22 protein-coding genes are annotated in these 20,793 nt (G+C 66.9%); 20 read left to right on the top strand and 2 right to left on the bottom strand.

Annotated elements, in window-relative coordinates; all coding sequences use genetic code 11:
• Window positions 1-114 precede the first annotated feature (114 nt).
• From ACNFJ7_RS11400 to ACNFJ7_RS11380, 5 genes are all read left to right on the top strand, one after another.
• Window positions 115-1,056: a helix-turn-helix domain-containing protein gene (locus ACNFJ7_RS11400; protein WP_037514140.1), complete on the top strand. Its 942-nt coding sequence runs from the start codon at window positions 115-117 to the stop codon at window positions 1,054-1,056.
• An 81-nt stretch (window positions 1,057-1,137) separates the two neighbouring features.
• On the top strand, window positions 1,138-2,067 hold the full coding sequence (locus tag ACNFJ7_RS11395; protein WP_019370925.1) for a YbgF trimerization domain-containing protein: 930 nt from the start codon (window positions 1,138-1,140) through the stop codon (window positions 2,065-2,067).
• Entirely contained in the window at window positions 2,045-3,061 is a 1,017-nt protein-coding gene (tilS, locus tag ACNFJ7_RS11390; protein WP_019370924.1) for a tRNA lysidine(34) synthetase TilS, read from the top strand. Before ACNFJ7_RS11395 ends, tilS begins: the two co-directional genes overlap by 23 nt.
• A gap of 69 nt (window positions 3,062-3,130) precedes the next feature.
• Window positions 3,131-5,092 carry an ATP-dependent zinc metalloprotease FtsH gene (gene ftsH / locus ACNFJ7_RS11385; RefSeq protein ID WP_019370923.1) on the top strand — a complete coding sequence of 654 codons (1,962 nt, stop codon included), beginning with the start codon at window positions 3,131-3,133 and terminating at the stop codon, window positions 5,090-5,092.
• Between the two features lie 73 nt (window positions 5,093-5,165).
• Window positions 5,166-5,537, top strand: coding sequence for a hypothetical protein (locus tag ACNFJ7_RS11380; RefSeq protein ID WP_082664392.1), 372 nt, complete (start codon window positions 5,166-5,168; stop codon window positions 5,535-5,537).
• A gap of 4 nt (window positions 5,538-5,541) precedes the next feature.
• Here the strand turns inward: ACNFJ7_RS11380 and ACNFJ7_RS11375 are convergent, their stop codons facing one another.
• Window positions 5,542-6,612 (bottom strand): DUF3667 domain-containing protein, encoded by a 1,071-nt coding sequence (locus tag ACNFJ7_RS11375; protein ID WP_019370921.1) that lies wholly within the window; start codon window positions 6,610-6,612, stop codon window positions 5,542-5,544.
• Window positions 6,613-6,660: 48 nt separating this feature from the next.
• Between ACNFJ7_RS11375 and ACNFJ7_RS11370 the strand changes: the two genes are divergently transcribed.
• The 9 genes from ACNFJ7_RS11370 (at window position 6,661) to ACNFJ7_RS11330 (ending at window position 13,491) form a co-directional block, all read left to right on the top strand.
• A complete protein-coding gene (locus ACNFJ7_RS11370; RefSeq protein ID WP_026009369.1) occupies window positions 6,661-7,929 on the top strand; it encodes a glutamate-5-semialdehyde dehydrogenase in 1,269 nt (422 codons plus the stop codon).
• A gap of 16 nt (window positions 7,930-7,945) precedes the next feature.
• The gene (locus tag ACNFJ7_RS11365) at window positions 7,946-8,599 is read left to right on the top strand and encodes a nicotinate-nucleotide adenylyltransferase (protein ID WP_037514127.1); all 654 of its coding nucleotides are present in this window, start codon (window positions 7,946-7,948) and stop codon (window positions 8,597-8,599) included.
• A gap of 31 nt (window positions 8,600-8,630) precedes the next feature.
• Window positions 8,631-8,984, top strand: coding sequence for a ribosome silencing factor (gene rsfS, locus ACNFJ7_RS11360; protein ID WP_019370918.1), 354 nt, complete (start codon window positions 8,631-8,633; stop codon window positions 8,982-8,984).
• Between the two features lie 21 nt (window positions 8,985-9,005).
• Entirely contained in the window at window positions 9,006-9,428 is a 423-nt protein-coding gene (locus ACNFJ7_RS11355) for a 23S rRNA (pseudouridine(1915)-N(3))-methyltransferase RlmH (protein ID WP_019370917.1), read from the top strand.
• Window positions 9,429-9,431: 3 nt separating this feature from the next.
• Window positions 9,432-10,604: a murein hydrolase activator EnvC family protein gene (locus ACNFJ7_RS11350; RefSeq protein WP_019370916.1), complete on the top strand. Its 1,173-nt coding sequence runs from the start codon at window positions 9,432-9,434 to the stop codon at window positions 10,602-10,604.
• Window positions 10,605-10,669: 65 nt separating this feature from the next.
• Window positions 10,670-11,998, top strand: a complete 1,329-nt coding sequence (locus ACNFJ7_RS11345; RefSeq protein WP_019370915.1) for a S41 family peptidase — start codon at window positions 10,670-10,672, stop codon at window positions 11,996-11,998.
• Window positions 11,995-12,489: a disulfide bond formation protein B gene (locus ACNFJ7_RS11340; RefSeq protein ID WP_019370914.1), complete on the top strand. Its 495-nt coding sequence runs from the start codon at window positions 11,995-11,997 to the stop codon at window positions 12,487-12,489. The genes ACNFJ7_RS11345 and ACNFJ7_RS11340 overlap by 4 nt, the downstream gene beginning before the upstream one ends.
• Complete coding sequence (locus tag ACNFJ7_RS11335; protein WP_019370913.1) at window positions 12,486-13,019, top strand: demethoxyubiquinone hydroxylase family protein; 534 nt, start codon at window positions 12,486-12,488, stop codon at window positions 13,017-13,019. Before ACNFJ7_RS11340 ends, ACNFJ7_RS11335 begins: the two co-directional genes overlap by 4 nt.
• Before the next feature lie 61 nt (window positions 13,020-13,080).
• The gene (locus tag ACNFJ7_RS11330; protein ID WP_019370912.1) at window positions 13,081-13,491 is read left to right on the top strand and encodes a hypothetical protein; all 411 of its coding nucleotides are present in this window, start codon (window positions 13,081-13,083) and stop codon (window positions 13,489-13,491) included.
• 4 nt (window positions 13,492-13,495) lie between these two features.
• Here the strand turns inward: ACNFJ7_RS11330 and ACNFJ7_RS11325 are convergent, their stop codons facing one another.
• Complete coding sequence (locus tag ACNFJ7_RS11325; RefSeq protein WP_019370911.1) at window positions 13,496-14,701, bottom strand: glycosyltransferase 87 family protein; 1,206 nt, start codon at window positions 14,699-14,701, stop codon at window positions 13,496-13,498.
• Between the two features lie 88 nt (window positions 14,702-14,789).
• Here ACNFJ7_RS11325 and ACNFJ7_RS11320 point away from each other — a divergent pair, with 88 nt between their 5' ends.
• The 6 genes from ACNFJ7_RS11320 (at window position 14,790) to fabI (ending at window position 20,788) form a co-directional block, all read left to right on the top strand.
• Window positions 14,790-16,037 carry a putative DNA modification/repair radical SAM protein gene (locus tag ACNFJ7_RS11320; RefSeq protein ID WP_019370910.1) on the top strand — a complete coding sequence of 416 codons (1,248 nt, stop codon included), beginning with the start codon at window positions 14,790-14,792 and terminating at the stop codon, window positions 16,035-16,037.
• Window positions 16,038-16,117: 80 nt separating this feature from the next.
• Window positions 16,118-16,603 (top strand): hemerythrin domain-containing protein, encoded by a 486-nt coding sequence (locus ACNFJ7_RS11315; protein WP_019370909.1) that lies wholly within the window; start codon window positions 16,118-16,120, stop codon window positions 16,601-16,603.
• Window positions 16,604-16,606: 3 nt separating this feature from the next.
• Window positions 16,607-17,983: a UdgX family uracil-DNA binding protein gene (locus ACNFJ7_RS11310; protein ID WP_019370908.1), complete on the top strand. Its 1,377-nt coding sequence runs from the start codon at window positions 16,607-16,609 to the stop codon at window positions 17,981-17,983.
• Window positions 17,984-18,083: 100 nt separating this feature from the next.
• Window positions 18,084-19,019, top strand: a complete 936-nt coding sequence (locus ACNFJ7_RS11305) for a DnaJ C-terminal domain-containing protein (protein ID WP_026009368.1) — start codon at window positions 18,084-18,086, stop codon at window positions 19,017-19,019.
• A 6-nt stretch (window positions 19,020-19,025) separates the two neighbouring features.
• Window positions 19,026-19,988 carry a YihY/virulence factor BrkB family protein gene (locus tag ACNFJ7_RS11300; RefSeq protein ID WP_019370906.1) on the top strand — a complete coding sequence of 321 codons (963 nt, stop codon included), beginning with the start codon at window positions 19,026-19,028 and terminating at the stop codon, window positions 19,986-19,988.
• Window positions 19,985-20,788, top strand: coding sequence for an enoyl-ACP reductase FabI (fabI, locus tag ACNFJ7_RS11295; RefSeq protein WP_026009367.1), 804 nt, complete (start codon window positions 19,985-19,987; stop codon window positions 20,786-20,788). The genes ACNFJ7_RS11300 and fabI overlap by 4 nt, the downstream gene beginning before the upstream one ends.
• Window positions 20,789-20,793: the final 5 nt, after the last annotated feature.

The raw sequence follows: 20,793 nt of genomic DNA, 5'->3' as shown, positions 1-20,793 counted from the left end.
GATGTCGCGGCGGCGTTGACAGCCCCCGCATCGAGAAGGCATCCCCCCAAACCAGATAAGGCGAGCGGCACCAGGGGTCTAACACGTTCGCCGGAGGACATAATGCAAGGCGACATGCCCGACGAATTCACGCCAAACCCCGCACGGCCGGGTGATCAGCTTCGGGCAGCGCGCGAGGCGCAGGGACTGGACCTTGCCGAAGTCGCCGCACGCACCCGCATTCCGCAACGACATCTGGAGGCAATCGAGCAGGGCACCTATAGCGGCCTGCCTTCCATCACCTATGCGACCGGCTTCGCCAAAGCCTATGCCCGCGCGGTGGGCGCGGACGAAGTTGCGATTGCGCGTCAGGTCCGCGATGAACTGGGTCAGCAGGAGCGCCCCGCGCCCATGCCCGAATATCCGTTGGAAGATCCGACGCGCGTTGCCTCGAGCGGGCTCGCCTGGTTTGGCGTGATCGTCGCCGTGCTGCTCGTGGCGGCCATCGGCATCTGGTATGGGACCAACCTGTTCCGCGGCGGCGCATCGGCAGCAGGAGACGGTCTGGCGCAGGAGCTGGCGCCCACGCCGGCTCCGACAGCGGCGGTTGCTGCTGCGCCGACGCCGCAGCCGAGCGTCCCGGCGGTGGAGCATGTGACGCTCGTCGCGCGGGGACCGGCCTGGATCCGCGTGACCGATGCGAACGGCACACGGCTCGTGGAGAAGGAACTGGCCGCAGGGGAGCGCTATGAAGTACCCGATGATGCGGCACGTCCGCGCGTCCGCACCGGCCGGCCGGACCAGATACAGGTGCTGATCAACGGCGCCGAAGTGGCACCGCTCGGCACCACGGTGGAGACGGTCGAGGTCGAAATCAGCTCGGCTGCCCTGCGTGCGCGCGGACAGGCGCCTGCCGCGGCGGCACCGGCAGCACCGGCAGTATCGGGTGCGGGCGCTGCGCCGGGATCGCAGCGCAGGCTTGGCCCGCGCGTATCCGACAGCGTGGACTATTCGTCGGCACCTGCCACTCCGCCCGCGGGCGAAGCCTCGCCACCGAGTGATACCACCAACCCCTGAGGGGCTGGTGTTTAGGGCCGTCGCTTGGCTATAGCGGCGGCGCGCCCGTCGCCGGGCGATGGTTCCAGGGATTATGACGACATGCGTATCGCACTGGCAGCGGCACTGGCCCTCACGGCTTTAGGCTGCAACGGCACGGCCCAGGCACAGGCCCAGACCGGCGTCGACCAGCGGGTCGATCGGCTGGAGCGCGAGATGCGCGCCGTGCAGCGCAAGGTCTTTCCGGGCGGCGCGGGGCAGACGGTGGAGCCGCAGATCACCCAGCAGGTCGACACGACGGCGCCGGGCGTACCCGCGACCAATCCGCTCGCGGACCTTACCCAGCGCGTCGCGGCGCTGGAAGGGCAGCTCCAGTCGCTGACCGGCCAGATCGAGCAGAGCCAGTATCGCGTCCGTCAGCTGGAAGAGGCCTTTAACGCCTATAAGGCGGCGACGGATGGCCGGCTCAAGGCGATCGAAACCCCGCCAGTGCCGGCCGATGTTGCGCCCAGCGATGCCGATGTGGCCGCGAGCGGCGATGCGGCGCGAAGCGGCGGCCCTGCCGCTGCGGGATCGGCGACGAAGTCGACGGGCGAGCGCGCGGCCCGGGTGGCGGCGGTCGAAAGGCCGAACAGCGGCGATGCGGCCGAAGATCTGTATCTCTATGGCTTCCGCCTGTGGCAGGCGAAGCTCTACCCAGAGGCGCGCAAGGCCCTGGAGCAGGTCGCCACCAAATATGCCAGCAGCAAGCGCGCCAGCTATGCCCGCAACCTGCTCGGCCGCGCCTACCTGGACGACAATGCGCCGAGCCTGGCCGCGGTCGCCTTCTACGACAATTACAAGAAGGACCCCAATGGCGAGCGGGCGCCCGACAGCCTTTATTATCTGGCGCAAGCGCTGGTGAAGCTGAACAAGCCTGCCGGCGAGGTCTGCAAGGTCTATGACGAGTTGACCAAAGTCTATGGCGATCAGCTCTCGGCCGAAATGAAGGCAGGCGTGACCAAGGGCCGTGCCGATCAGCGCTGCAAGTGATGCGCCGCTGACCGGCGCGATTACCGGCGCGGATATCGCCCGGTTCGAGGCCGACTGGATCGGGGCTGCCGGTGGGGCTCCAAGCGATACAAACAGGGCAGGCATCGCCGTTTCCGGTGGTACGGACAGCGTGGCGCTGCTGTTGCTTGCCTGCGCCGCCTTCCCAGGCCAGGTGCGCGCTGCCACCGTCGATCACGGGCTGCGGCCCGAAGCGGCGGAGGAGGCGCGGGGTGTCGGCGCGCTTTGTGCTCGGCTCGGCGTTGCCCACATGGTGCTGCGGCCGCCGCCGGGAAGCTTTGCGCGCGGGAATGTGCAGGATCGGGCGCGGGCGGTCCGCTATCGCTGTCTTGCGGCATGGGCGGCAAGCGCGGGCTTGCGCTGGGTCGGCATCGCCCACCAGCAGGATGATCTCGCCGAAACGTTCCTGATGCGCGCGCGGCGGGGTGCGGGGCTCACCGGGCTGGCGGCGATGCAGCCGCTACGTCCGCTGGAGCCTGGCGCCGGCACCCCGTTGCTGGTGCGGCCCTTGCTCGGCTGGTCGCGGGGGGAACTTGCCGCATGTGTCGCCGCGGCGGGGATCGTGCCGGTGGAGGATCCCTCCAACGTCCATCCGCGCTTCGATCGCAGCCGGATGCGCGCGTTGCTGGCGGCGACGCGGGAGCTGTCGCCGGCGCGGCTTGCCCGTGCGGCCGGCAATCTGCGCGATGCCGAGGCCGCGCTGAGCTGGATCGCGGACCGCGAATGGCAAGCCCGTGCCGAGTGCGGCGAGGGCGGCATTCTGCTCGATACGGCTGGATTGCCCCGCGAACTCGTCCGCCGGCTCGCCGGCCGCGCCATTGCGGCGCTGGGCAGTGCCGCCCCCTTGCGCGGTTCCGGACTTGACCGCCTGATCGCGGCAGTGGATGCCGGGAAGGTGGCGACATTGTCCGGAGTCGTGGTCCGTCCGGGGCAGCGCTGGCGCTTCGCGCCCGCACCGCCGCATCGATCACGGTGATCGACGTTGTTCCATTGTCATTAACGCCCCCATGCCTATCTTAGAGGCTGGAAAGGTACTGGGTACACGATGAGCGAGAACGGCAAGCAGCAAGGTCCGGAGAACGGGGGCAACAATCCCTGGATGAAGAGCCTGCTCATCTGGGTAGGCATCCTCGCGGCGCTGGCGCTGTTCGTCACCCTGTTCCAGGGTGGACCGACGCAGCCGGCCGGCAATGCGATCCCGTATTCGACGTTCCTCGACAAAGTCGATTCCGGCGACATCAAGGACGTGAACATCGCCGTAGGTAGCGGCGTCATCACCGGCAATGCGAGCGAGGGCAAGTTCCGCACGAACAACCCCGGCGATCCCAAGCTGGTCGAGACGCTGCGCGCCAAGGGCGTGGTGATCAACGCGCGTCCGGAAGACTCGCCGTCGATCTGGCAGTATATTCTCGTCCAGTCGCTGCCCTTCCTGCTCTTCCTCGGCATCGCCTTCTTCGTGCTGCGCCAGATGCAGAAGAATTCGGGCTCGGGCGCGATGGGCTTCGGCAAGAGCCGCGCCCGCCTGCTGACGCAGAAGGAAGGCAAGGTCACGTTCGACGACGTTGCGGGCATCGACGAGGCGCGCGAGGAACTCGAGGAAATCGTCGAGTTCCTGAAGGACCCGTCGAAGTTCGCCCGCCTGGGCGGCAAGATCCCCAAGGGCGCGCTGCTGGTTGGCTCGCCCGGTACCGGCAAGACGCTGCTCGCGCGCGCCATTGCAGGCGAGGCGGGCGTGCCCTTCTTCACCATCTCGGGCTCGGATTTCGTCGAGATGTTCGTCGGCGTCGGCGCCAGCCGCGTGCGCGACATGTTCGAACAGGCCAAGAAGTCGGCGCCGTGCATCGTCTTCATCGACGAAATCGACGCGGTCGGCCGCTCGCGCGGTGCCGGTCTGGGCAACCAGAATGACGAGCGCGAGCAGACGCTGAACCAGCTTCTCGTCGAAATGGACGGCTTCGAAGCGAACGAAGGCATCATCATCATTGCCGCGACCAACCGGCCGGACGTGCTCGATCCTGCGCTGCTGCGTCCGGGCCGTTTCGACCGCCAGGTGCAGGTGCCGCGCCCCGATATCGAGGGTCGTGTGAAGATCCTGCAGGTGCATATGAAGAAGGTGCCGATCGCACCCGACGTCGATGCCCGCGTGATCGCGCGCGGTACGCCGGGCTTTTCGGGTGCCGATCTCGCCAACCTCGTCAACGAGGCGGCACTGCTCGCCGCCCGTCGCAGCAAGCGGCTGGTGGCGGCGCAGGAGTTCGACGACGCGCGCGACAAGGTGCTGATGGGTGCCGAGCGCCGTTCGATGGTGATGACCGACGACGAGAAGCGGATGACCGCCTATCACGAAGCCGGCCACGCCCTGGTGTTCGCGCACGAGCCGACGGCGGATCCGATCCATAAGGCGACGATCATCCCGCGCGGTTTTGCTCTCGGCATGGTGCAGCCGCTGCCGGAGCGTGATTCGTACAGCTATCACCGCGACAAGATGCACGCTGATATCGCCGTGGCATTTGGCGGCCGCGTCGCCGAGGAACTGATCTTCGGCTATGACAAGGTCAGCTCGGGCGCCTCGAACGACATCATGCAGGCGACTCGCCTCGCCCGCGCGATGGTCACCAAATGGGGTCTGTCGGACAATCTCGGCCCGCTGGATTTCTCGGAGAGCGAGGACAGCTTCACCGGCTATTCGGTGCAGCGCGCCAAGCCGATGTCCGACGAAACGGCGCGGCTGATCGATGCCGAGGTCAAGAGCTTCGTCGAGAAGGGCCTGAACCGGGCACGCCAGATCTTGGGCGACCATATCGACCAGCTGCACACCATTGCGCAGGCGCTGCTCGAATATGAGACGCTGACCGGCGAAGAGATCAAGAAGCTGATCGCCGGCGATACGCTGGACCGGGGCGACCCCACCGGCGTGCACGGTATGCCCGTTGCGGGCGGCACGTCGATCCCGAAGACGCGCCGGCTGAAGGGGCCGTTCGGCAATCCTGCTCCGCAAGGTGCCTGATCCGCGATTGTCGGCGCGCGCGCCGCTGTTCTAGAAGCTGCTCCCGGGTTCATGATCCGGGAGCAGTTTTTCTATGCGCAGGGCGATAATGGCAGGGGCATTGGCGCTTTCGATGGGGGCGGCACCCGCCCAGGCGATGACCGTGGCCGACTTCCTCGCCAAGGTGCAGGCACTCAAGGCGAAGGGGCCGATGGCGCTGCTGTCGCCGGACATCGGATTGCTCAAGCGGGAGGTGGATTCAGCCTCCGCCGCCTATCGTGCCGACCTCGCCGCGGCGGCGGCCGCCGGCAAGCGCCCGCGTAGCTGCCCGCCGCCCAAGGGGCAGGTGAAGCTCGGCAGCGACGAACTGATTGCCGAATTCGAAAAGATACCGCCTGCCCGCCGCGGCATCAGCGTTACATCGGCCTTCGCGGCGATGATGCACCGCCGCTATCCGTGCCGCTGACGCGTCAGCCCATGATCCCGAGCAGCGCGAGAATCGCGAGGAACAGCAAGGCGATGATGCCGATGAACCATAGCAGCACGATGGTGCGCAGGATCGCGGAGCGCCAGCGCAGGCCATAGGCCTGTTTGAGCTGCACGCACAAATGCACCGGCGGCACGACCATCGCGATCGTCATCAATGCATCGTCGGGCACCCGCACCGCGCTGAGCAGTGTGACGACGATGAACAGCAACGACATCGCCGCGATCGAATAGGTGACGAAAACGGCGTGATCGTAGAGCTTGTACTGTCGCTTCCAGAAAAACAGCAGCCAAACAAACGGCACCGACAGCGGGATCAGTAGCCACGAGAACTTATAGATGCTTGCTTGCAACTTGTACAGCATCAGTGCCGGATTCTTCTGCCACTTCTCAATGCCGTAATCCAGCGTATGCCAGCCAGTATTGGTTTGAAAGCCCTCTGGTATCTCGCTCTCGTCTTGCGGCAGCTGCGCAGCTGAGGCCTTATATTTGGCGATATACCGATCTGCCTTGGCGATATCCTCCTGCAGTTCGGCGCGATCCGAGTCATTGGCGTCAAGCTTGGCAAGTTTGGCGGCCTTGCGGGCGCGGCCTGATTCGGCCTTTTCGATCGAGTGCTGGATAGCCGCCGCGGGACGCGCAGTTGCGGTCTCCAGATCGGTAGGCGCCGAGATGCCTAAGATCTGGAAGATCGCGAACATGGTGAAGATCGAGAAGAGGAACATCGCCATCGGCGAGACGAAGCGGGCGCGCTCGCCGGCGATGTAGCGGCGAGTCAGGTCGCCCGGCCGCCAAGCGAGCAGCGGCAGCGTCCGCCACATCTTCCCTTCGAAATGGGCGACGCCGTGCAGCAACTCGTGCCCGATGGCGCCAAGCGAGCGATGGACATGCCCCGACTGGCCGCATTCGTGGCAGTGCGGGCCGATCAGCGCCGTGCCGCAGTTCAGGCAGATCGTGCCATGCCCATGTCCATGGCCTTCGCCCGCGCGCGGCTCCACCGCACGACCGAGCAGGCCCCCCGTAACCAGTTCGCCGGCTGCGTCAAATTCCCCCATGGGCCCCAAGGCTATCAGCTTCGCGCGCTTCGTGCTAGCGACTGCAGCATGGCCGACATCGACACGCCCGACACGCAGATGCTGATCACCGATATGGGCCGCCGCGCCCGTGCGGCCGCCACGGTGCTGGCGGCGCTGCCGAGCCCTTCCAAGGCGCAGGCGCTGCGTGCGGCCGCCGCCGCGATCCGCGCCTCGCAGGACGCGATTCTTGCCGCCAATGCCGAGGACATGGCCGCCGGCAAGGCGAACGGCCTGTCCGACGCGATGCTCGACCGGCTGCTGCTCGACGCGAAGCGAATCGAGGGCATGGCGTCCGGTGTCGAGGCGGTCGCCGGGCTTGAGGATCCGGTGGGCAGCGTGCTCGACGAGCGTGCCCGTCCCAATGGCCTCGTGCTCAAGCGGGTGCGCGTGCCGATCGGCGTCATCGGCATCATTTACGAAAGCCGCCCGAACGTCACCGCCGATGCCGGCGCGCTGTGCCTGATGTCCGGCAATGCCGCGATCTTGCGCGGCGGCTCGGAAGCGATCCGCAGCAACCGCGCGATCCATACCGCGCTGGTCCATGGGCTGACGCAGGCGGGCCTGCCCGCCGATGCGATCCAGCTGGTGCCGGTGACCGATCGCGCCGCGGTGGGGGCGATGCTCACGGCGGAAGGGCTGATCGACATGGTCGTACCGCGCGGCGGCAAGAGCCTTGTCGCGCGCGTCCAGGCCGAGGCGCGGGTGCCGGTGCTCGCGCATCTCGACGGCATCAACCACGCCTATGTCGATCGCGCTGCCGATCCGACGATGGCGGTCGCGCTGGTGGTCAACGCGAAGATGCGCCGCACGGGCATTTGCGGCGCGACCGAGACGCTGCTGATCGACCGCGGCTTTGGCGATCCGAAGCCGATCCTTGCCGCACTGGCCGAAGCGGGGTGCGAATTGCGCGGCGATTCCGAAGTGCAGGCGCTCGACCCGCGCGTGCAGCTCGCTACCGACGAAGATTGGGACACCGAGTATCTCGAGGCGATCCTGTCGGTGAAGCTGGTCGACGGCGTGGACGGCGCCGTGGCGCATATCGCCGCGCACAGCTCGCACCATACCGACGCGATCATCACCGAGGACGCAGAGACGGCGGCGCGCTTCCTCAACACCGTGGACAGCGCGATCGTGATGTGGAACGCCTCGACCCAGTTCGCCGATGGTGGCGAGTTCGGGCTGGGCGCCGAAATCGGCATCTCCACCGGCCGCCTGCACGCACGCGGGCCGGTGGCGCTGGAGGGGCTGACCACCTACAAATGGCTGGTGCTCGGCACTGGCCAGACCCGGCCTTGAAGCGCCCGACCCACTCTTGAAGCGCATCGGACTTCTCGGGGGCTCGTTCAATCCGGCGCATCGTGGGCATCGGCGATTGTCGCTTCATGCCTTGCGCGCGCTCGATCTCGACGAAGTCTGGTGGATGGTCTCGCCCGGCAACCCGCTGAAGGAGAAGGCCGGCATGGCGCCGTTCCAGGCGCGGCTTGCTTCGGCGCGGGCAATGGCGCGGCATGCGCCGATCCGGCCGACCGCCATCGAGAAGAAGCTGAAGACTCGCTATACCGCCGATACGCTGACCAAGCTGCCCCGGCTCTATCCCAATCATCGCTTTATCTGGCTGATGGGGGCGGACAATCTTGCGCAGTTCCATCGCTGGGAACGATGGCGGCACATCGCCCGTCAGGTTCCGATTGCGGTTGTCGCGCGTCCAGGGTATGATCGCGGTGCCCATGCAAGTCCTGCAATGGGTTGGCTGCGGCGCGCTGTGCGGCCCGCAGGCCAGGCGAAACATTGGACGCGATGGAGATTGCCGGCACTTGTGCTGTTGCGCTTCCGCCCCGATCCGACGTCGGCAACGCGCCTTCGGGCTGCCGATCCAGCCTGGCACCGGCGATTCCTCGGCACTTCTCCGACTATGGAAAAGGAGAGTCCGGCGCCGTATCCATCCATCAGCACAGACAGTCGCTAGACTAGGAGCAACCTTGGCCACATCCCCCAATATGCAGCGTTCGAACGACGCCGACAGCGTCGAAGCGCTGCATAGGCTCGTGCTCGCTTCGCTGGAAGACGATCAGGCGGTGGAAACCGTCTCGATCCCGCTCGCCGGGAAAAGCAGCATCGCCGATTACATGGTGATCGCATCGGGCCGCTCGACCCGCCAGGTCGCCTCGATGGCGATGAAGCTGGCCGAGAAGCTGAAGGCAGAGCAGGGCCGCACCCCGCGCGTCGAAGGCCTGCCGGCTGCCGACTGGGTGCTGATCGACGCGGGCGACGTGATCGTCCATCTGTTCCGCCCGGAAGTGCGCAGCTTCTACAATCTCGAGCGGATGTGGTCGTTCGAGGGCCAGGCCTGATCTGATTCCGGCACGCGCGCAATGTTGCTGCACATCGTCGCGCGCGGCCGGATCGGGCGCAGTCCGGAAGCCGAGCTAGTCGACCGCTATCTGAAGCGCGTGACGTGGCCGGTGCGCGTCACTGAACTGCCCGATACCGGGGGCAAGATGCCCGTCATCGCCCCCGGCACGCGGATCGTGATGCTCGACGAACTGGGCGAGAACCTGCCCTCCAAGACGCTGGCGACACGGCTAGGTGCCTGGCGCGACGACGGCGTCCGCGAAACGCGTTTCCTGATCGGCGCGGCGGACGGATTCGACGATGCCGATCGCAAGGCGGCGGACATGCTGCTCAGCTTCGGCAAAGCGACCTGGCCGCACATGCTGGCCCGCGCGATGCTCGCCGAACAACTATGGCGGGCGGCATCGATCCTCGCCAACCACCCCTATCACCGCGAGGGCTGACCCATGGGGCCGCGCCGGAGCCTGATCCTGGCCGCAACGCTGGTCGCGATCGGTGCTGTCGGCGCTTTGGGACAGCCGCGTCCGGACGCTACCCGTACCCAGGCACGCCGATTGCTGGACGCTGGCGAAGCGGCGAAGGCGGCGATCGCACGCGCCGCGGCACTCGATCGGGCGGCGGCGGCCGAGCAGGACCAGGCTGTTCGTGCGCGCGCAGAACAGGCAGCGGCAGCGGAACGGGTGAAGGCGGCGGAGGCGGCGCTCTCTGCGGCGCAAGCCCGTGTCGCTTTGCTCGACGGACTGCTCGATCGCCAACGCGCCGCGTTGGGCGAGCGCCAGCGGCCGGCGCTGGAACTCGTCGCTGCCTTGCAGGCGATGGCGCGCCGCCCGGCGGTGTTGGCGCTTGCCCAGCCGGGCTCGGCGCAGGATATGGTCCATGTCCGCGCCACGCTGGCGAGCCTGCTGCCTGCGATCGAAGCGCGCAGCGCCGGCGTACGTGCCGATATCGTTCGTTCGCGCACGCTGCGCACCGCCGCCGCCGCCGCCACCGAGGAATTGGCACGCCGTACCGCCGCGCTGGAGCGCGAACGGCTGGCGGCGGTGCAGTTGGAGGCCGTACACCGGCTCCGCGCCGAAACGCTGGGCCGCAGCGCACTGGCCGAGGAGGACCGCGCGTTGGCACTGGGCGAAGCCGCCCGCGAGCTTGCCGCCTATTTCCAGCAGAGCGAGGGCGACGCGCAGGTGCAGGCCCGGCTGCAGGCGCTTCCCGGCCCCTTGCCGCGGCCGGAAAGCGCGGCGGTGCGGCACGGCGGAGCGGCACCCTATCGGCTTCCCGTCGCGGGGCGGATCGTCACCGGGTTCGGCGAGATTTCGCCCGCTGGGGTCCGCGCGCGCGGGCTGACCGTTGCAGCCGCACCGCGCGCGGCCGTGGGTGCCCCAAGCGCCGGCACGATCGCCTATGCTGCACCCTTTTCAGGCTATGGCGGCGTCGTCATCATCGATCACGGCAAGGGCTGGACCAGCCTGATTTCGGGGCTCGGCACGTTGAGCGTGCGTGCTGGCGCACGTGTGGCGCAAGGGGGGCGTATCGGCAGCGCGCCGGCGAACGATGGCGCCCGTATCACGGTCGAACTGCGCCGCCGGGGTCGGCCGCTGGACCTGACCCAATTGCTCGACTGACACGCCGTGCAAAAGCCGTTATCGTCGCCTACATCAGCTAGGTCGCCCTTCCGGAAAGTCTCTTGATGCTGCGTTCGTTTCTTCAGGTTACCGCCGCCGTCGGCGCACTCGCGATCATTCCCATCACATCCGGCGCCATGGCGGGGGTCGACACCAGCAGCTATCGCGAACTCGATACCTTCATGGAAGTCTACAACACCGTGAAGGCCAACTATGTCGACAAGGTGGACGACAAGACGCTGGTGAAGGGCGCGATCCAGGGCATGCTGGCTGCGCTGGACCCGCACAGCAGCTATGCCGACGGCCTCGATTTCGATAATCTGAAGATCCAGACCGAGGGCAATTATGGCGGCCTCGGCCTCACCGTGACGCAGCAGGACGGTGCGGTGAAGGTGATCGCGCCGACCGAAGACGGCCCTGCGGCCAAGGCCGGCATCAAGTCCGGCGACTTCATCACCCATCTGGACGGCAAGTTCATCGTCGGCGGCAGCCTGGACGAGGCGATCACCCAGATGCGCGGGGCGCCGGGCACCAAGATCGCGCTCACTGTGGTGCGCCCCGGCACCGACAAGCCGCTGCAATTCACCCTTACCCGCGAAATCATCACCCAGAAGCCGGTGAAATGGGAGGTGAAGGACGGCATCGGCATCATCAACATCAATACCTTCACCGCTCGCACCGGCGGCGACACTGCGCTGGCGATCCAGGAAATCGACAAGAAGCTCGGGCACAAGCCGCTGGGCTATATCGTCGATCTTCGCGAAAATGGCGGCGGCCTGCTGACCGAGGCGATCGCGGTATCGGACGTGTTCCTCAGCCATGGCGAGATCGTGTCGCAGCGCGGCCGCGAGAAGGGCGATATCGAGCGCTATTATGCCGAAAGCGTGTTCCCGGGCGATCTTGCCAAGGGGCTGCCGGTGATCGTGCTGGTCGATTCCGGCACCGCCTCCGCATCGGAGATCGTGGCGGGCGCGCTGCAGGATCATCATCGCGGGCTGGTGATGGGCGTGCGCAGCTTCGGCAAGGGATCGGTGCAGACCATCCTGCCGATGGGGCAGCGTGCGGCGCTGCGGCTCACGACCGCCCGCTACTACACCCCGTCGGGCCATTCGGTGCAGGAAGGCGGGATCAAGCCCGATATCCTGGTGCCGCAGCTTTCCGATCCCGATTACAAGTCGCGCCCGATCCTGCGCGAGGCCGATCTGCGCCGCCACCTGATCAACCAGCAGAAAGTGGATGACGGCGTGCTGGAGGAAGATACCGCCACCGATCCGCGCTTCGCCGCCACGGCAGAGGAACTGAAGAAGAAGGGGATCGAGGACTTCCAGCTCGCCTATGCGCTGCAGACGATCGGCCGGCTTTCGCAAACGGCGGCGGCAGGCAAGGGCAAATGAGCGTGATGCCGCGCACCGCCCCCGTTCTCGCCCGCTGGATCGCGCTGCTGCTGCCGCTCGCCCTGCTCGGCGGCGCGATCGGATCGCAGTTCCTCGGCGGCCTGGTGCCGTGCGAGATGTGCGTTTGGCAGCGCTGGCCGCATCTGGGCGCGATCCTCGTCGCGCTGCTCGCCTTTTTCGTGCGGGGCCGCGGTGCCGTCACCGCGCTGGTGCTGCTCGCCGCCCTGCTGATCGCCGCAAGCGGCGTGATCGGCATCTATCATGCCGGAACCGAGTATCACTGGTGGCAGGGCATCACCGCCTGCACCGCCGCGCCGACGCAGGGCTCGGCGATGGACATGCTGACCGAAGCGCTGCGCCGGCCGATCGTGCGGTGCGACGTGGCGCAGTGGGAGATGTTCGGCATTAGCCTGGCTGGCTATAATGCCATCTTCTCGCTGGGCGGCGCGGCACTTATCGCGCTCCTGGCAACAAGGAGGCCGGTGCGATGAGCTGGAAACCGGGCGATCGGCGCGAAAGCCGCGAGGCGATGGTTCGCGTCGACCAGGCGGGCGAATATGGCGCGACGCGCATCTATGCGGGGCAGCTGGCGGTGATGGGCGATCGCACCCCGACGGCGCGCACGATCAGCGGCATGGCCAATCAGGAAGAGCATCATCGCGCCTTTTTCGACGCGCTGATCGCGCGGCGCGGCGTGCGGCCGACCGTGCTGCAGCCGTTCTGGGACGTGGCGGGGTTCGGCCTGGGCGTGGTGACGGCCGCACTCGGGCCGCAGGCGGCAATGGCCTGCACTGCGGCGATCGAAACCGAAATCGATCTGCATTACGAGCAGCAGCTGGCCCAGTTGGGCGAGGAGGATCCCGAGCTGCGCGATGCCGTCGCCCGGTTTCGCGACGAAGAAATCGAACATCGCGACACGGCGATTGCTTCCGGTGCGGAGAATGTGCCGGCTTATCCGTTGTTGTCGGGCGTGATCCGCGCGGGCTGTCGATTCGCGATCGCGGTTTCCAAGCGAATCTGAAAGCGCGGGTTAAGGCCTGCGCGCCGATAGTGGCTTGAAGTTAGGGCAGAGGAGAAACAGGGTGCTCAAGACGATCGCTTTCATCACCGCGGCCGTGGCGGCACCGCTGCTGCTGCCCGCCGCCGCCCAGGCGCAGAATGCCGCGCAGAACGGCGTGCTGATCATCTACGGCAACGACAAGTGCCCGACCAACAAGGATGGCCAGGAAATCGTCGTATGCCAGCGCCTGGACGAGGGCGAGCGCTTCCGCATTCCGAAGACGATCCGCGACACGACCCCAGGCTCCCCGCAAAAGACCGAGAGCTGGGCGGTGCGCTCGCAGGACGCGCTGACCACCGGCAATTTCGGCACCGGCAGCTGTTCGACGGTGGGCGCCGGCGGCGGCACCGGCTGCTTCGTCCAGCGCGCCACCGCGGCGCGTGCCGAGCGCCGCGCGCAGAAGAAGGCCGAGACGGACCTGCCGCTGCCCTGATCGATCAGGCGCTCGCGCGGGTGATCCACGCGGGCGCCGGCAGCCGAACAGTATCGGCGATCACCCACAGCATCGCGACGCCCCGGATGCTCGCTGCGAGCAGGATGTCGTGTGGCGTGGCATAGGGCCATGCGCCGGACATGCCGGCGAACCACCAGAATTCCGCGAAATAGGCGGCGACATCGCCGATCACGAACAGCGCCAACGGCTTGAAGCGCGGCGCGGTCATCACCAGCAGCGGGTATAGCCAAAGGTCGAACTGCGGCGACCAGACCTTGTTGGTCAGCATGAACCAGGCCAGCACCGGGGTGAACAGTACCCATAGCCTTGCCTGGTGCTGCCGCCACCCGAGCGCCACGATCGCCGCGGCGCCGCCCAGAAAGGCGAGCGTGGCATAGAGGTTGCGCTCCGCGATACCCGTTACCCAGATTTGCTGCGTCGAAAGGATTTCCCACGTCGATGCCGCCGTGCCCGACCGCTCCTGCGAAAAGCGATAGAATTCCGACCAGTTCTCGGATGCCGCGAGCGCCACCGGCAGGTTCACCGCCGTCCAGGCGCCGATCGCGGCCAGCGTGCAGGCGGCGGCGGCGGTGACCCGCGCGCGCCAGCGCGGCTCCGGCCCGGCCAACGCGGAAAGCCCGATCAGCGGCAGCAGCAGCACCGGGAACAGCTTGGCGGCCGCGCCCAATGCCGCGAGCGTCGCCGCCAGCACCAGCCGCTGACGGCGTGCCGCGAGCATCGCCGCTACCGCCAGCGTTGCCGCCCCAAGATCCCAGTTATGGCCGAGATACAGGATCAGCGGCGGCGCAGCGGCCCACAGCCACAGCCGGGTGCGATCCATGCCGGCCCGCGCAAGCATCCACAGGATCATCCCGGCCAGCATCGCATTGACCAGCGTGACGATGCCGAGAAAGCCTGCATCGTTGGCGGAGATGCCGAACAGGGCGCGCGTGGCGGCACCCTCGATCCAGATCTGCAGCCCGGTGAGCACCGGATACTCCATCGGCGTCTGCAGATAGGGGATCAGCCCCTGGTCCACATGGCGCTGGCCCCAGAACGGCACCGCATCGCTGTAGCAGCCGCTGGTGTACTGGATGGCTGCCACCCAGCCATGCGCCATGCAATGCGCCTTGAACAGCCAGCCGAGCAGGCAGGTAAGTGCCATGGCGAGCGCCAGCACCCGCATGCGTCCGTCGATCCGCTGAATCATGCCCGAACCCTCCGATGGGCGCTCGTACAGGGCCGATGGCCGACCGTCCATCTGGACAGCGTGCGGCGGAGAACATACATCGAACGTGATGGCGCAACTCGACACCCGGGCGAAGCTGGCGATTCTCGCCGATGCTGCGAAATATGATGCTTCGTGCGCGTCTTCGGGGACGAGCAAACGCACCTCGGCGGATCGCAAGGGGTTGGGCTCCACCACCGGCAACGGCATCTGCCACGCCTATGCGCCGGACGGGCGCTGCATCAGCCTTCTCAAGATCCTGCTGACCAACAGCTGCATCTTCGACTGCCATTACTGCATCAACCGCAAGAGCTCGAACGTACGCCGCGCGCGGTTCACCCCCGCCGAGGTGGTCGATCTCACGCTCAATTTCTACCGGCGCAATTATATCGAGGGGCTGTTCCTCTCCTCCGGCATCATTCGATCGTCCAACTATACGATGGAGCAGATGGTCGAAGTGGCGCGCTCGTTGCGCGAGGACCATCATTTCCGCGGCTATATTCACCTCAAGACAATTCCCGATGCCGATCCCGAGCTGATCCACCAGGCCGGGCTTCATGCCGATCGCCTTTCGATCAATGTCGAGTTGCCGACCATCGCGGGGCTGAAGCGGCTGGCACCGGAGAAGTCCGCACCGCAGATCGAAGGCGCGATGCTTGGCATGCGCAGTGCGATCGAAGACGGGGCGGATGCGCGCAAACGCTATCGCTCGGCGCCCAAGTTCGCGCCCGCCGGGCAATCGACCCAGATGATCGTCGGCGCCGATGCTGCCACCGATGGCGACATTATCGGCCGGGCGGCGGGCCTTTACGATCGGTTCGGCCTGCGCCGAGTCTATTATTCGGCGTTCAGCCCGATCCCCGATGCCAGCGCGGTGCTGCCGCTCCAGCGCCCGCCGCTGATGCGCGAGCATCGGCTCTATCAGTCGGACTGGCTGATGCGCTTCTACGACTATCGACCCGACGAGGTGGCGCAGGCGGTGGACCCGGGCACCGGCATGCTGCCGCTCGACATCGATCCCAAGCTCGCCTGGGCGCTGCGCTTCCGCGATCGCTTTCCGGTCGACCTCAATCGCGCACCCCGCGAGGCGCTGCTGCGCGTGCCGGGGCTGGGCACCAAGGCGGTTGCTTCGATTCTCGCTGCGCGCAAATGGCGGCGGCTGCGGCTGGAGGATGTCGCGCGGCTCACCGTGTCGCTGGCCAAGATCCGCCCGTTTATCGTCACTGCCGACTGGCGACCGGTCGCGCTGACCGATAAAGCCGATCTGCGCGCCTGGATCGCGCCCAAGAAGGAGCAGCTAGAGCTGTTCGCCGCGTGAGGGCGGGCTTGCGAACGACTCGCGGGAGCAACCTAGGGGAGGTCCGCCGGTTGGGGCTGGGAAACCAGGGAGACTCCCACATGGCTGACCAGCCCCGCATCTTCGCCGACCTCATCGCCGACCATGACCGCCAGCGCGACCTGATCGCCCAGATCGACGCCACCTCGGGCGACAGCCCCGAGCGCCGCGACCTGTTCGAGCAGCTTCGCCTCGAGCTTCAGTCGCACGCCGCGGCGGAAGAGGAGTCGCTCTACGCGACGATGCTCGCCAACCCCGAGCTGCGCGAGGATGCGCGGCACTCGGTTTCCGAGCACAAGGAAGTCGACGACCTGCTCGGCGAGCTGATGGACATCGAGATGGCCTCCTCGGCCTGGCTCTCGAAGTTCCGCGCGATGAAGGATCGCTACCTCCACCATATCGACGAGGAGGAGGAAGAGATGTTCCCCACCGCCGAGAAGGAGCTTTCCTCGGAAGAGGAAGAGCGTCTCGGCAAGATCTTCGAGGCGCGCAAGCCCAAGGAGCTGGAGCGCGCCGAAGCCCACCCGCCGGGCGACGAGCGCGAGTAAGCGTTGCGCGCCGTAACGCTTGCCGCCGAGGATGATTTCGAGGGCTGGCGCGATGCGGCGCGGGCGCTGGCCCAGGCGCATGTCGCGCCGCCCGAGGTCGTGTGGCGGGTAGGCGAGGGCGGCGGCGATCTGTTCGCGGCTGAGGCCGCCCCGCCGCCGGCGACCGCCGGTTTTACGCTGCGAGTCCCCAAAGCGTTCGTGGAGTTGGCGCAGACCGTTATCCTCCACGCGGACCCGCAGCGATTCTCGCTCCTCTACACGCTGCTCGCCACCGATCCGCACCGCATCGAGGATCGTGCCGACCCGCTGGTCCGCCGGCTGGAGCTGATGGCCAAGGCGGTGCGCCGCGACATCCACAAGATGCGCGCCTTCGTCCGCTTTCGTGAACTGGTGGATGAGGCCGGCCCGCGCTTCATCGCCTGGTTCGAGCCCGAGCATCATATCGTCCGCGCCAATGCCCGCTTCTTCGTCGAGCGGTTCGCCGCCATGCGCTGGTCGATCCTCACCCCCGAAGTCTCGCTCCACTGGGACGGGAACACGCTCAGCGAAGGCCCCGCCGCCGCGCGCGGCGACGCGCCCGCCGACGATCCGGTCGAGGCGGTGTGGAAGACCTATTATGCCTCCATCTTCAACCCCGCCCGCCTCAAGACCGGCGCGATGCTGAAGGAGATGCCGCGCAAATATTGGAAAAACATGCCCGAAACCGCGTTGGTGAAGGAGCTCGTGGCCGGTGCCCGGGCGCGGGAGACGGCGATGGTGGAGACGGCGCGAAGCGCGGTCGGCGGCAATGTCGAAGGCGCCTGGGAAGCGTTGCGCGACGAGGCGGCGGCGTGCACCCGCTGCCCGCTCTACAAGCCCGCGACGCAGACCGTGTTCGGCGAAGGCCCGCTCGATGCCGACATGATGCTGGTCGGCGAGCAGCCGGGCGACCAGGAGGATCTCGCCGGCCGCGCGTTCGTCGGCCCCGCCGGGCAGATGCTCGATCGCGCGCTGGGCGAGGCGGGGATCGACCGCGCCCGCGTCTACGTCACCAATGCGGTCAAGCATTTCAAGTTCGAGCCGCGCGGCAAGCGGCGCATCCACGCCAAGCCCGATGCCGGCGAGATCACCGCTTGCCGCTGGTGGTACGAACAGGAGCTGTCGCTGGTCCGCCCCAAGCTGGTCGTGGCGCTCGGCGCCACTGCCGCCCGCCAGATCACCGGCAAGGCGGCGACCATTTCCCGGCTGCGCGGCCAGAAGCTGGCGCTGCCCGAAGGCGGCAGCGGCTGGGTGACGGTGCACCCGAGCTACCTGCTCCGCCTGCCCGATGCCGATGCGGCCGCGCAGGCGTACCAGGACTTCGTGGCCGATCTGCGTGGCGCATGGGCGCTGCTCGGCTGATCGCACCCCTTGCGCGAAACGATCCGCACGCCGATGTTTGGGCTTTAACACCTGTCCTGTAAGGGGCGGGCGATTGGCATTGGACGCATTGGGGATTTTGGTGGCAGATCCATACGTAACGCTCGGGGTGGCGCGCAGCGCGAGCGAGGACGAGATCAAGAAGGCCTATCGCAAGCTCGCCAAGGAGCTGCACCCCGATCGCAACAAGGACAATCCCAAGGCTTCGGAAAAGTTCAGCCAGGTCACCCAGGCCTATGACCTGCTGACCGACAAGGACAAGCGCGCTCGCTTCGACCGCGGGGAGATCGATGGCGACGGCAACCCCACCGCGCCGTTCGGCTTCGGCGGTGGCGGCGGTGGCGGCGCAGGCGGCTTCCGCCCCGGCGGCGGCCAGTTCGATTTCGGCGGCGGCGAGGCCGATATCGGCGACATTTTCGAAGGGCTTTTCGGCGGCGGCAAGCGTGGCGGCGGCGGCTTCAGCGGCGGGTTCGGCGGTTTCGGTCGGCGCCCGCAGCCCAAGGGCGCGAACGTCGCCTATCGCCTTGCCGTGTCGTTCGAGGACGCAGCCAAGCTCGCGCCGCAGCGGATCACGCTGCGTGATGGGAAGACCATCGACCTGAAGCTGCCCGCGGGCCTGGAAGAAGGCACCCAGATGCGCCTGGCCGGCAAGGGTGAGGAAGGGCCGGGCGGGCCGGGGGACGCGATCGTCACCATCGAAATCCAGTCGCACCGCTTCTATACGCGCGACGGCGACGATATCCGCCTGGACCTGCCCGTGACGCTGACAGAAGCGGTGCTGGGGGCACAGATACGCGTGCCGACACCGGACGGCCCGGTGATGCTGACCGTGCCCAAGGGCTCGAGCTCGGGCAAGGTGCTGCGCCTGAAGGGCCGTGGCTTTCACAAGAAGGGCAGCGGGCGCGGCGATCTGTTCGTCACGCTGATGATCGACCTGCCGACGCAGGACGATGCGTTGACCGAATTTGCTAAGGGCTGGCAAAATCAGGGGAACCCGCGCGCCCGCATGGGCGTCTGACGTCTTGTGGAAGAGCCGCTGAATCCGATTTCGCCGCACTCGCCCGAAGGTCGGCGACGTGGTTTAGGCGGCGCCATTCCGCAGCGTCTGCAAGACCTTGGCATCACCGCGCGCATGGTGGAAATCACCAAGCGCGTGGCGCTGGGCACGTTCAACGAAGGGTTCACCTATGCGGGGAACCTGGCCTATCTGTCGTTGGTCACCCTGTTCCCGTTCTTCATCGTCGCAACGGCTGTTGCCAGCTTGGTCGGGCGTACCGGCACAGGCATTCATGCGCTGGAGGCGTTCCTGCAGACGGTGCCGCCGGATGTGGCGGACCTGCTGCGCGGGCCGGTCGTCGAAGTGCTGAACGGCCGTACCGGCGGTCTGTTGTGGTTCGGCGGGCTGGTGGGGCTGTGGACGACCGCGGGCTTCATCGAGACGATCCGGGGCATCCTGCACCAGGCCTATGGCGTCACGTCGAGCACGCCGTTCTGGCGCTATCGCCTAGCCTCGATCGGGATGATCGTCGGGGCGGTGGTGATGGTGATGCTGGCTTTCACCTTCCAGGTGATCCTGACGGGCATCGAACAGTTCCTCTACCGCATTCTGCCCTGGGCGACCGAGGCGCAGCGCTTTGCCGCGGCGGGCCGCGCCGTTCCTGGCTTCGCGCTGTTCGGCGCCTTGTTCGTACTGTTCTACGCGCTTACACCCTCGCAATATCGTTCTCATTGCTATCCGAAATGGCCCGGCGCGCTGATGACTACGCTTTGGTGGCTGGGAGTTACCGGCGGCCTTCCGTTGGCGCTGGGCATGATGGGCGGCTATGGTGCGACCTATGGCAGCCTGGCGGGGGTAATGGTCGCTCTGATCTTCTTCTTCCTGGTGGGACTCGGGCTCGTCGTAGGGGCGGAACTCAACGCCGCTCTGGCGGAAGTGCCCGAACCCGGTCTAGAGGAGCACCAGGGACAGGAGATTCAGAAGACGTGACCGGATTGATGCATGGGAAGCGCGGGCTCATCATGGGCCTCGCCAACGATAAGTCGCTGGCCTGGGGAATTGCGAAGGCGCTGCACGCCCAGGGTGCGGAAATGGCCTTTTCCTATCAGGGCGAAGCACTGCTCAAGCGCGTGAAGCCGCTGGCCGAGCAGGTTGGCTCCGATTTCCTCATCGACTGCGACGTGTCCGACATGGCGGCACTGGACGGTACGTTCGAGACGCTGGCGGCGCGGTGGCCGACGATCGATTTCATCGTCCACGCGATCGGCTTTTCCGACAAGAGCCAGCTGCGCGGGCATTATTACGACACCACGCTCGATAACTTCCTGATGACGATGAACATCTCGGTGTTCAGCTTCACCGCCGTCGCCCAGCGCGCACAGCGGCTGATGCCGAATGGGGGCAGCCTGCTGACGCTCAGCTATTACGGCGCCGAGAAGGTGGTACCCCATTACAACGTGATGGGCGTGGCGAAGTCGGCGCTGGAAACGTCGGTGAAGTATCTCGCCATGGACCTGGGCCCGCGCAACATCCGCGTCAACGCGATCTCCGCAGGGCCGATCCAGACGCTGGCAGCGCGCGGCATCGGCGACTTCAACTATATCCTGAAGTGGAACCAGCTGAACGCGCCGCTTCGCCGCAACGTCACGATCGAGGATGTCGGCGGCGCCGGCCTGTACATGCTGTCGGACCTGGCATCGGGCGTCACCGGCGAGATCCACCATGTCGACGCCGGCTACAACGTGATCGGCATGAAGGCCGAAGACGCGCCGGATATCGCGCTCGCCTGAAGCCT

It is taken from the genome of Sphingomonas sp. HT-1, assembly GCF_048568905.1.
GTDB lineage: Bacteria > Pseudomonadota > Alphaproteobacteria > Sphingomonadales > Sphingomonadaceae > Sphingomonas.
Note: the sequence above shows the minus strand (reverse complement) of the source record. Positions and strands in the feature narration are given on the sequence as shown.

What these genes read in the sequence shown, in the direction of transcription:
- ACNFJ7_RS11400 (WP_037514140.1), top strand. Translation starts at nt 115, where the DNA reads ATGCCCGACGAATTCACGCCAAACCCCGCACGGCCGGGTGATCAGCTT.
- ACNFJ7_RS11395 (WP_019370925.1), top strand. Translation starts at nt 1,138, where the DNA reads ATGCGTATCGCACTGGCAGCGGCACTGGCCCTCACGGCTTTAGGCTGC.
- ftsH (WP_019370923.1), top strand. Translation starts at nt 3,131, where the DNA reads ATGAGCGAGAACGGCAAGCAGCAAGGTCCGGAGAACGGGGGCAACAAT.
- ACNFJ7_RS11380 (WP_082664392.1), top strand. Translation starts at nt 5,166, where the DNA reads ATGCGCAGGGCGATAATGGCAGGGGCATTGGCGCTTTCGATGGGGGCG.
- ACNFJ7_RS11375 (WP_019370921.1), bottom strand. Translation starts at nt 6,612, where the DNA reads ATGGGGGAATTTGACGCAGCCGGCGAACTGGTTACGGGGGGCCTGCTC.
- ACNFJ7_RS11370 (WP_026009369.1), top strand. Translation starts at nt 6,661, where the DNA reads ATGGCCGACATCGACACGCCCGACACGCAGATGCTGATCACCGATATG.
- rsfS (WP_019370918.1), top strand. Translation starts at nt 8,631, where the DNA reads ATGCAGCGTTCGAACGACGCCGACAGCGTCGAAGCGCTGCATAGGCTC.
- ACNFJ7_RS11355 (WP_019370917.1), top strand. Translation starts at nt 9,006, where the DNA reads ATGTTGCTGCACATCGTCGCGCGCGGCCGGATCGGGCGCAGTCCGGAA.
- ACNFJ7_RS11350 (WP_019370916.1), top strand. Translation starts at nt 9,432, where the DNA reads ATGGGGCCGCGCCGGAGCCTGATCCTGGCCGCAACGCTGGTCGCGATC.
- ACNFJ7_RS11345 (WP_019370915.1), top strand. Translation starts at nt 10,670, where the DNA reads ATGCTGCGTTCGTTTCTTCAGGTTACCGCCGCCGTCGGCGCACTCGCG.
- ACNFJ7_RS11340 (WP_019370914.1), top strand. Translation starts at nt 11,995, where the DNA reads ATGAGCGTGATGCCGCGCACCGCCCCCGTTCTCGCCCGCTGGATCGCG.
- ACNFJ7_RS11335 (WP_019370913.1), top strand. Translation starts at nt 12,486, where the DNA reads ATGAGCTGGAAACCGGGCGATCGGCGCGAAAGCCGCGAGGCGATGGTT.
- ACNFJ7_RS11325 (WP_019370911.1), bottom strand. Translation starts at nt 14,701, where the DNA reads ATGATTCAGCGGATCGACGGACGCATGCGGGTGCTGGCGCTCGCCATG.
- ACNFJ7_RS11320 (WP_019370910.1), top strand. Translation starts at nt 14,790, where the DNA reads ATGGCGCAACTCGACACCCGGGCGAAGCTGGCGATTCTCGCCGATGCT.
- ACNFJ7_RS11315 (WP_019370909.1), top strand. Translation starts at nt 16,118, where the DNA reads ATGGCTGACCAGCCCCGCATCTTCGCCGACCTCATCGCCGACCATGAC.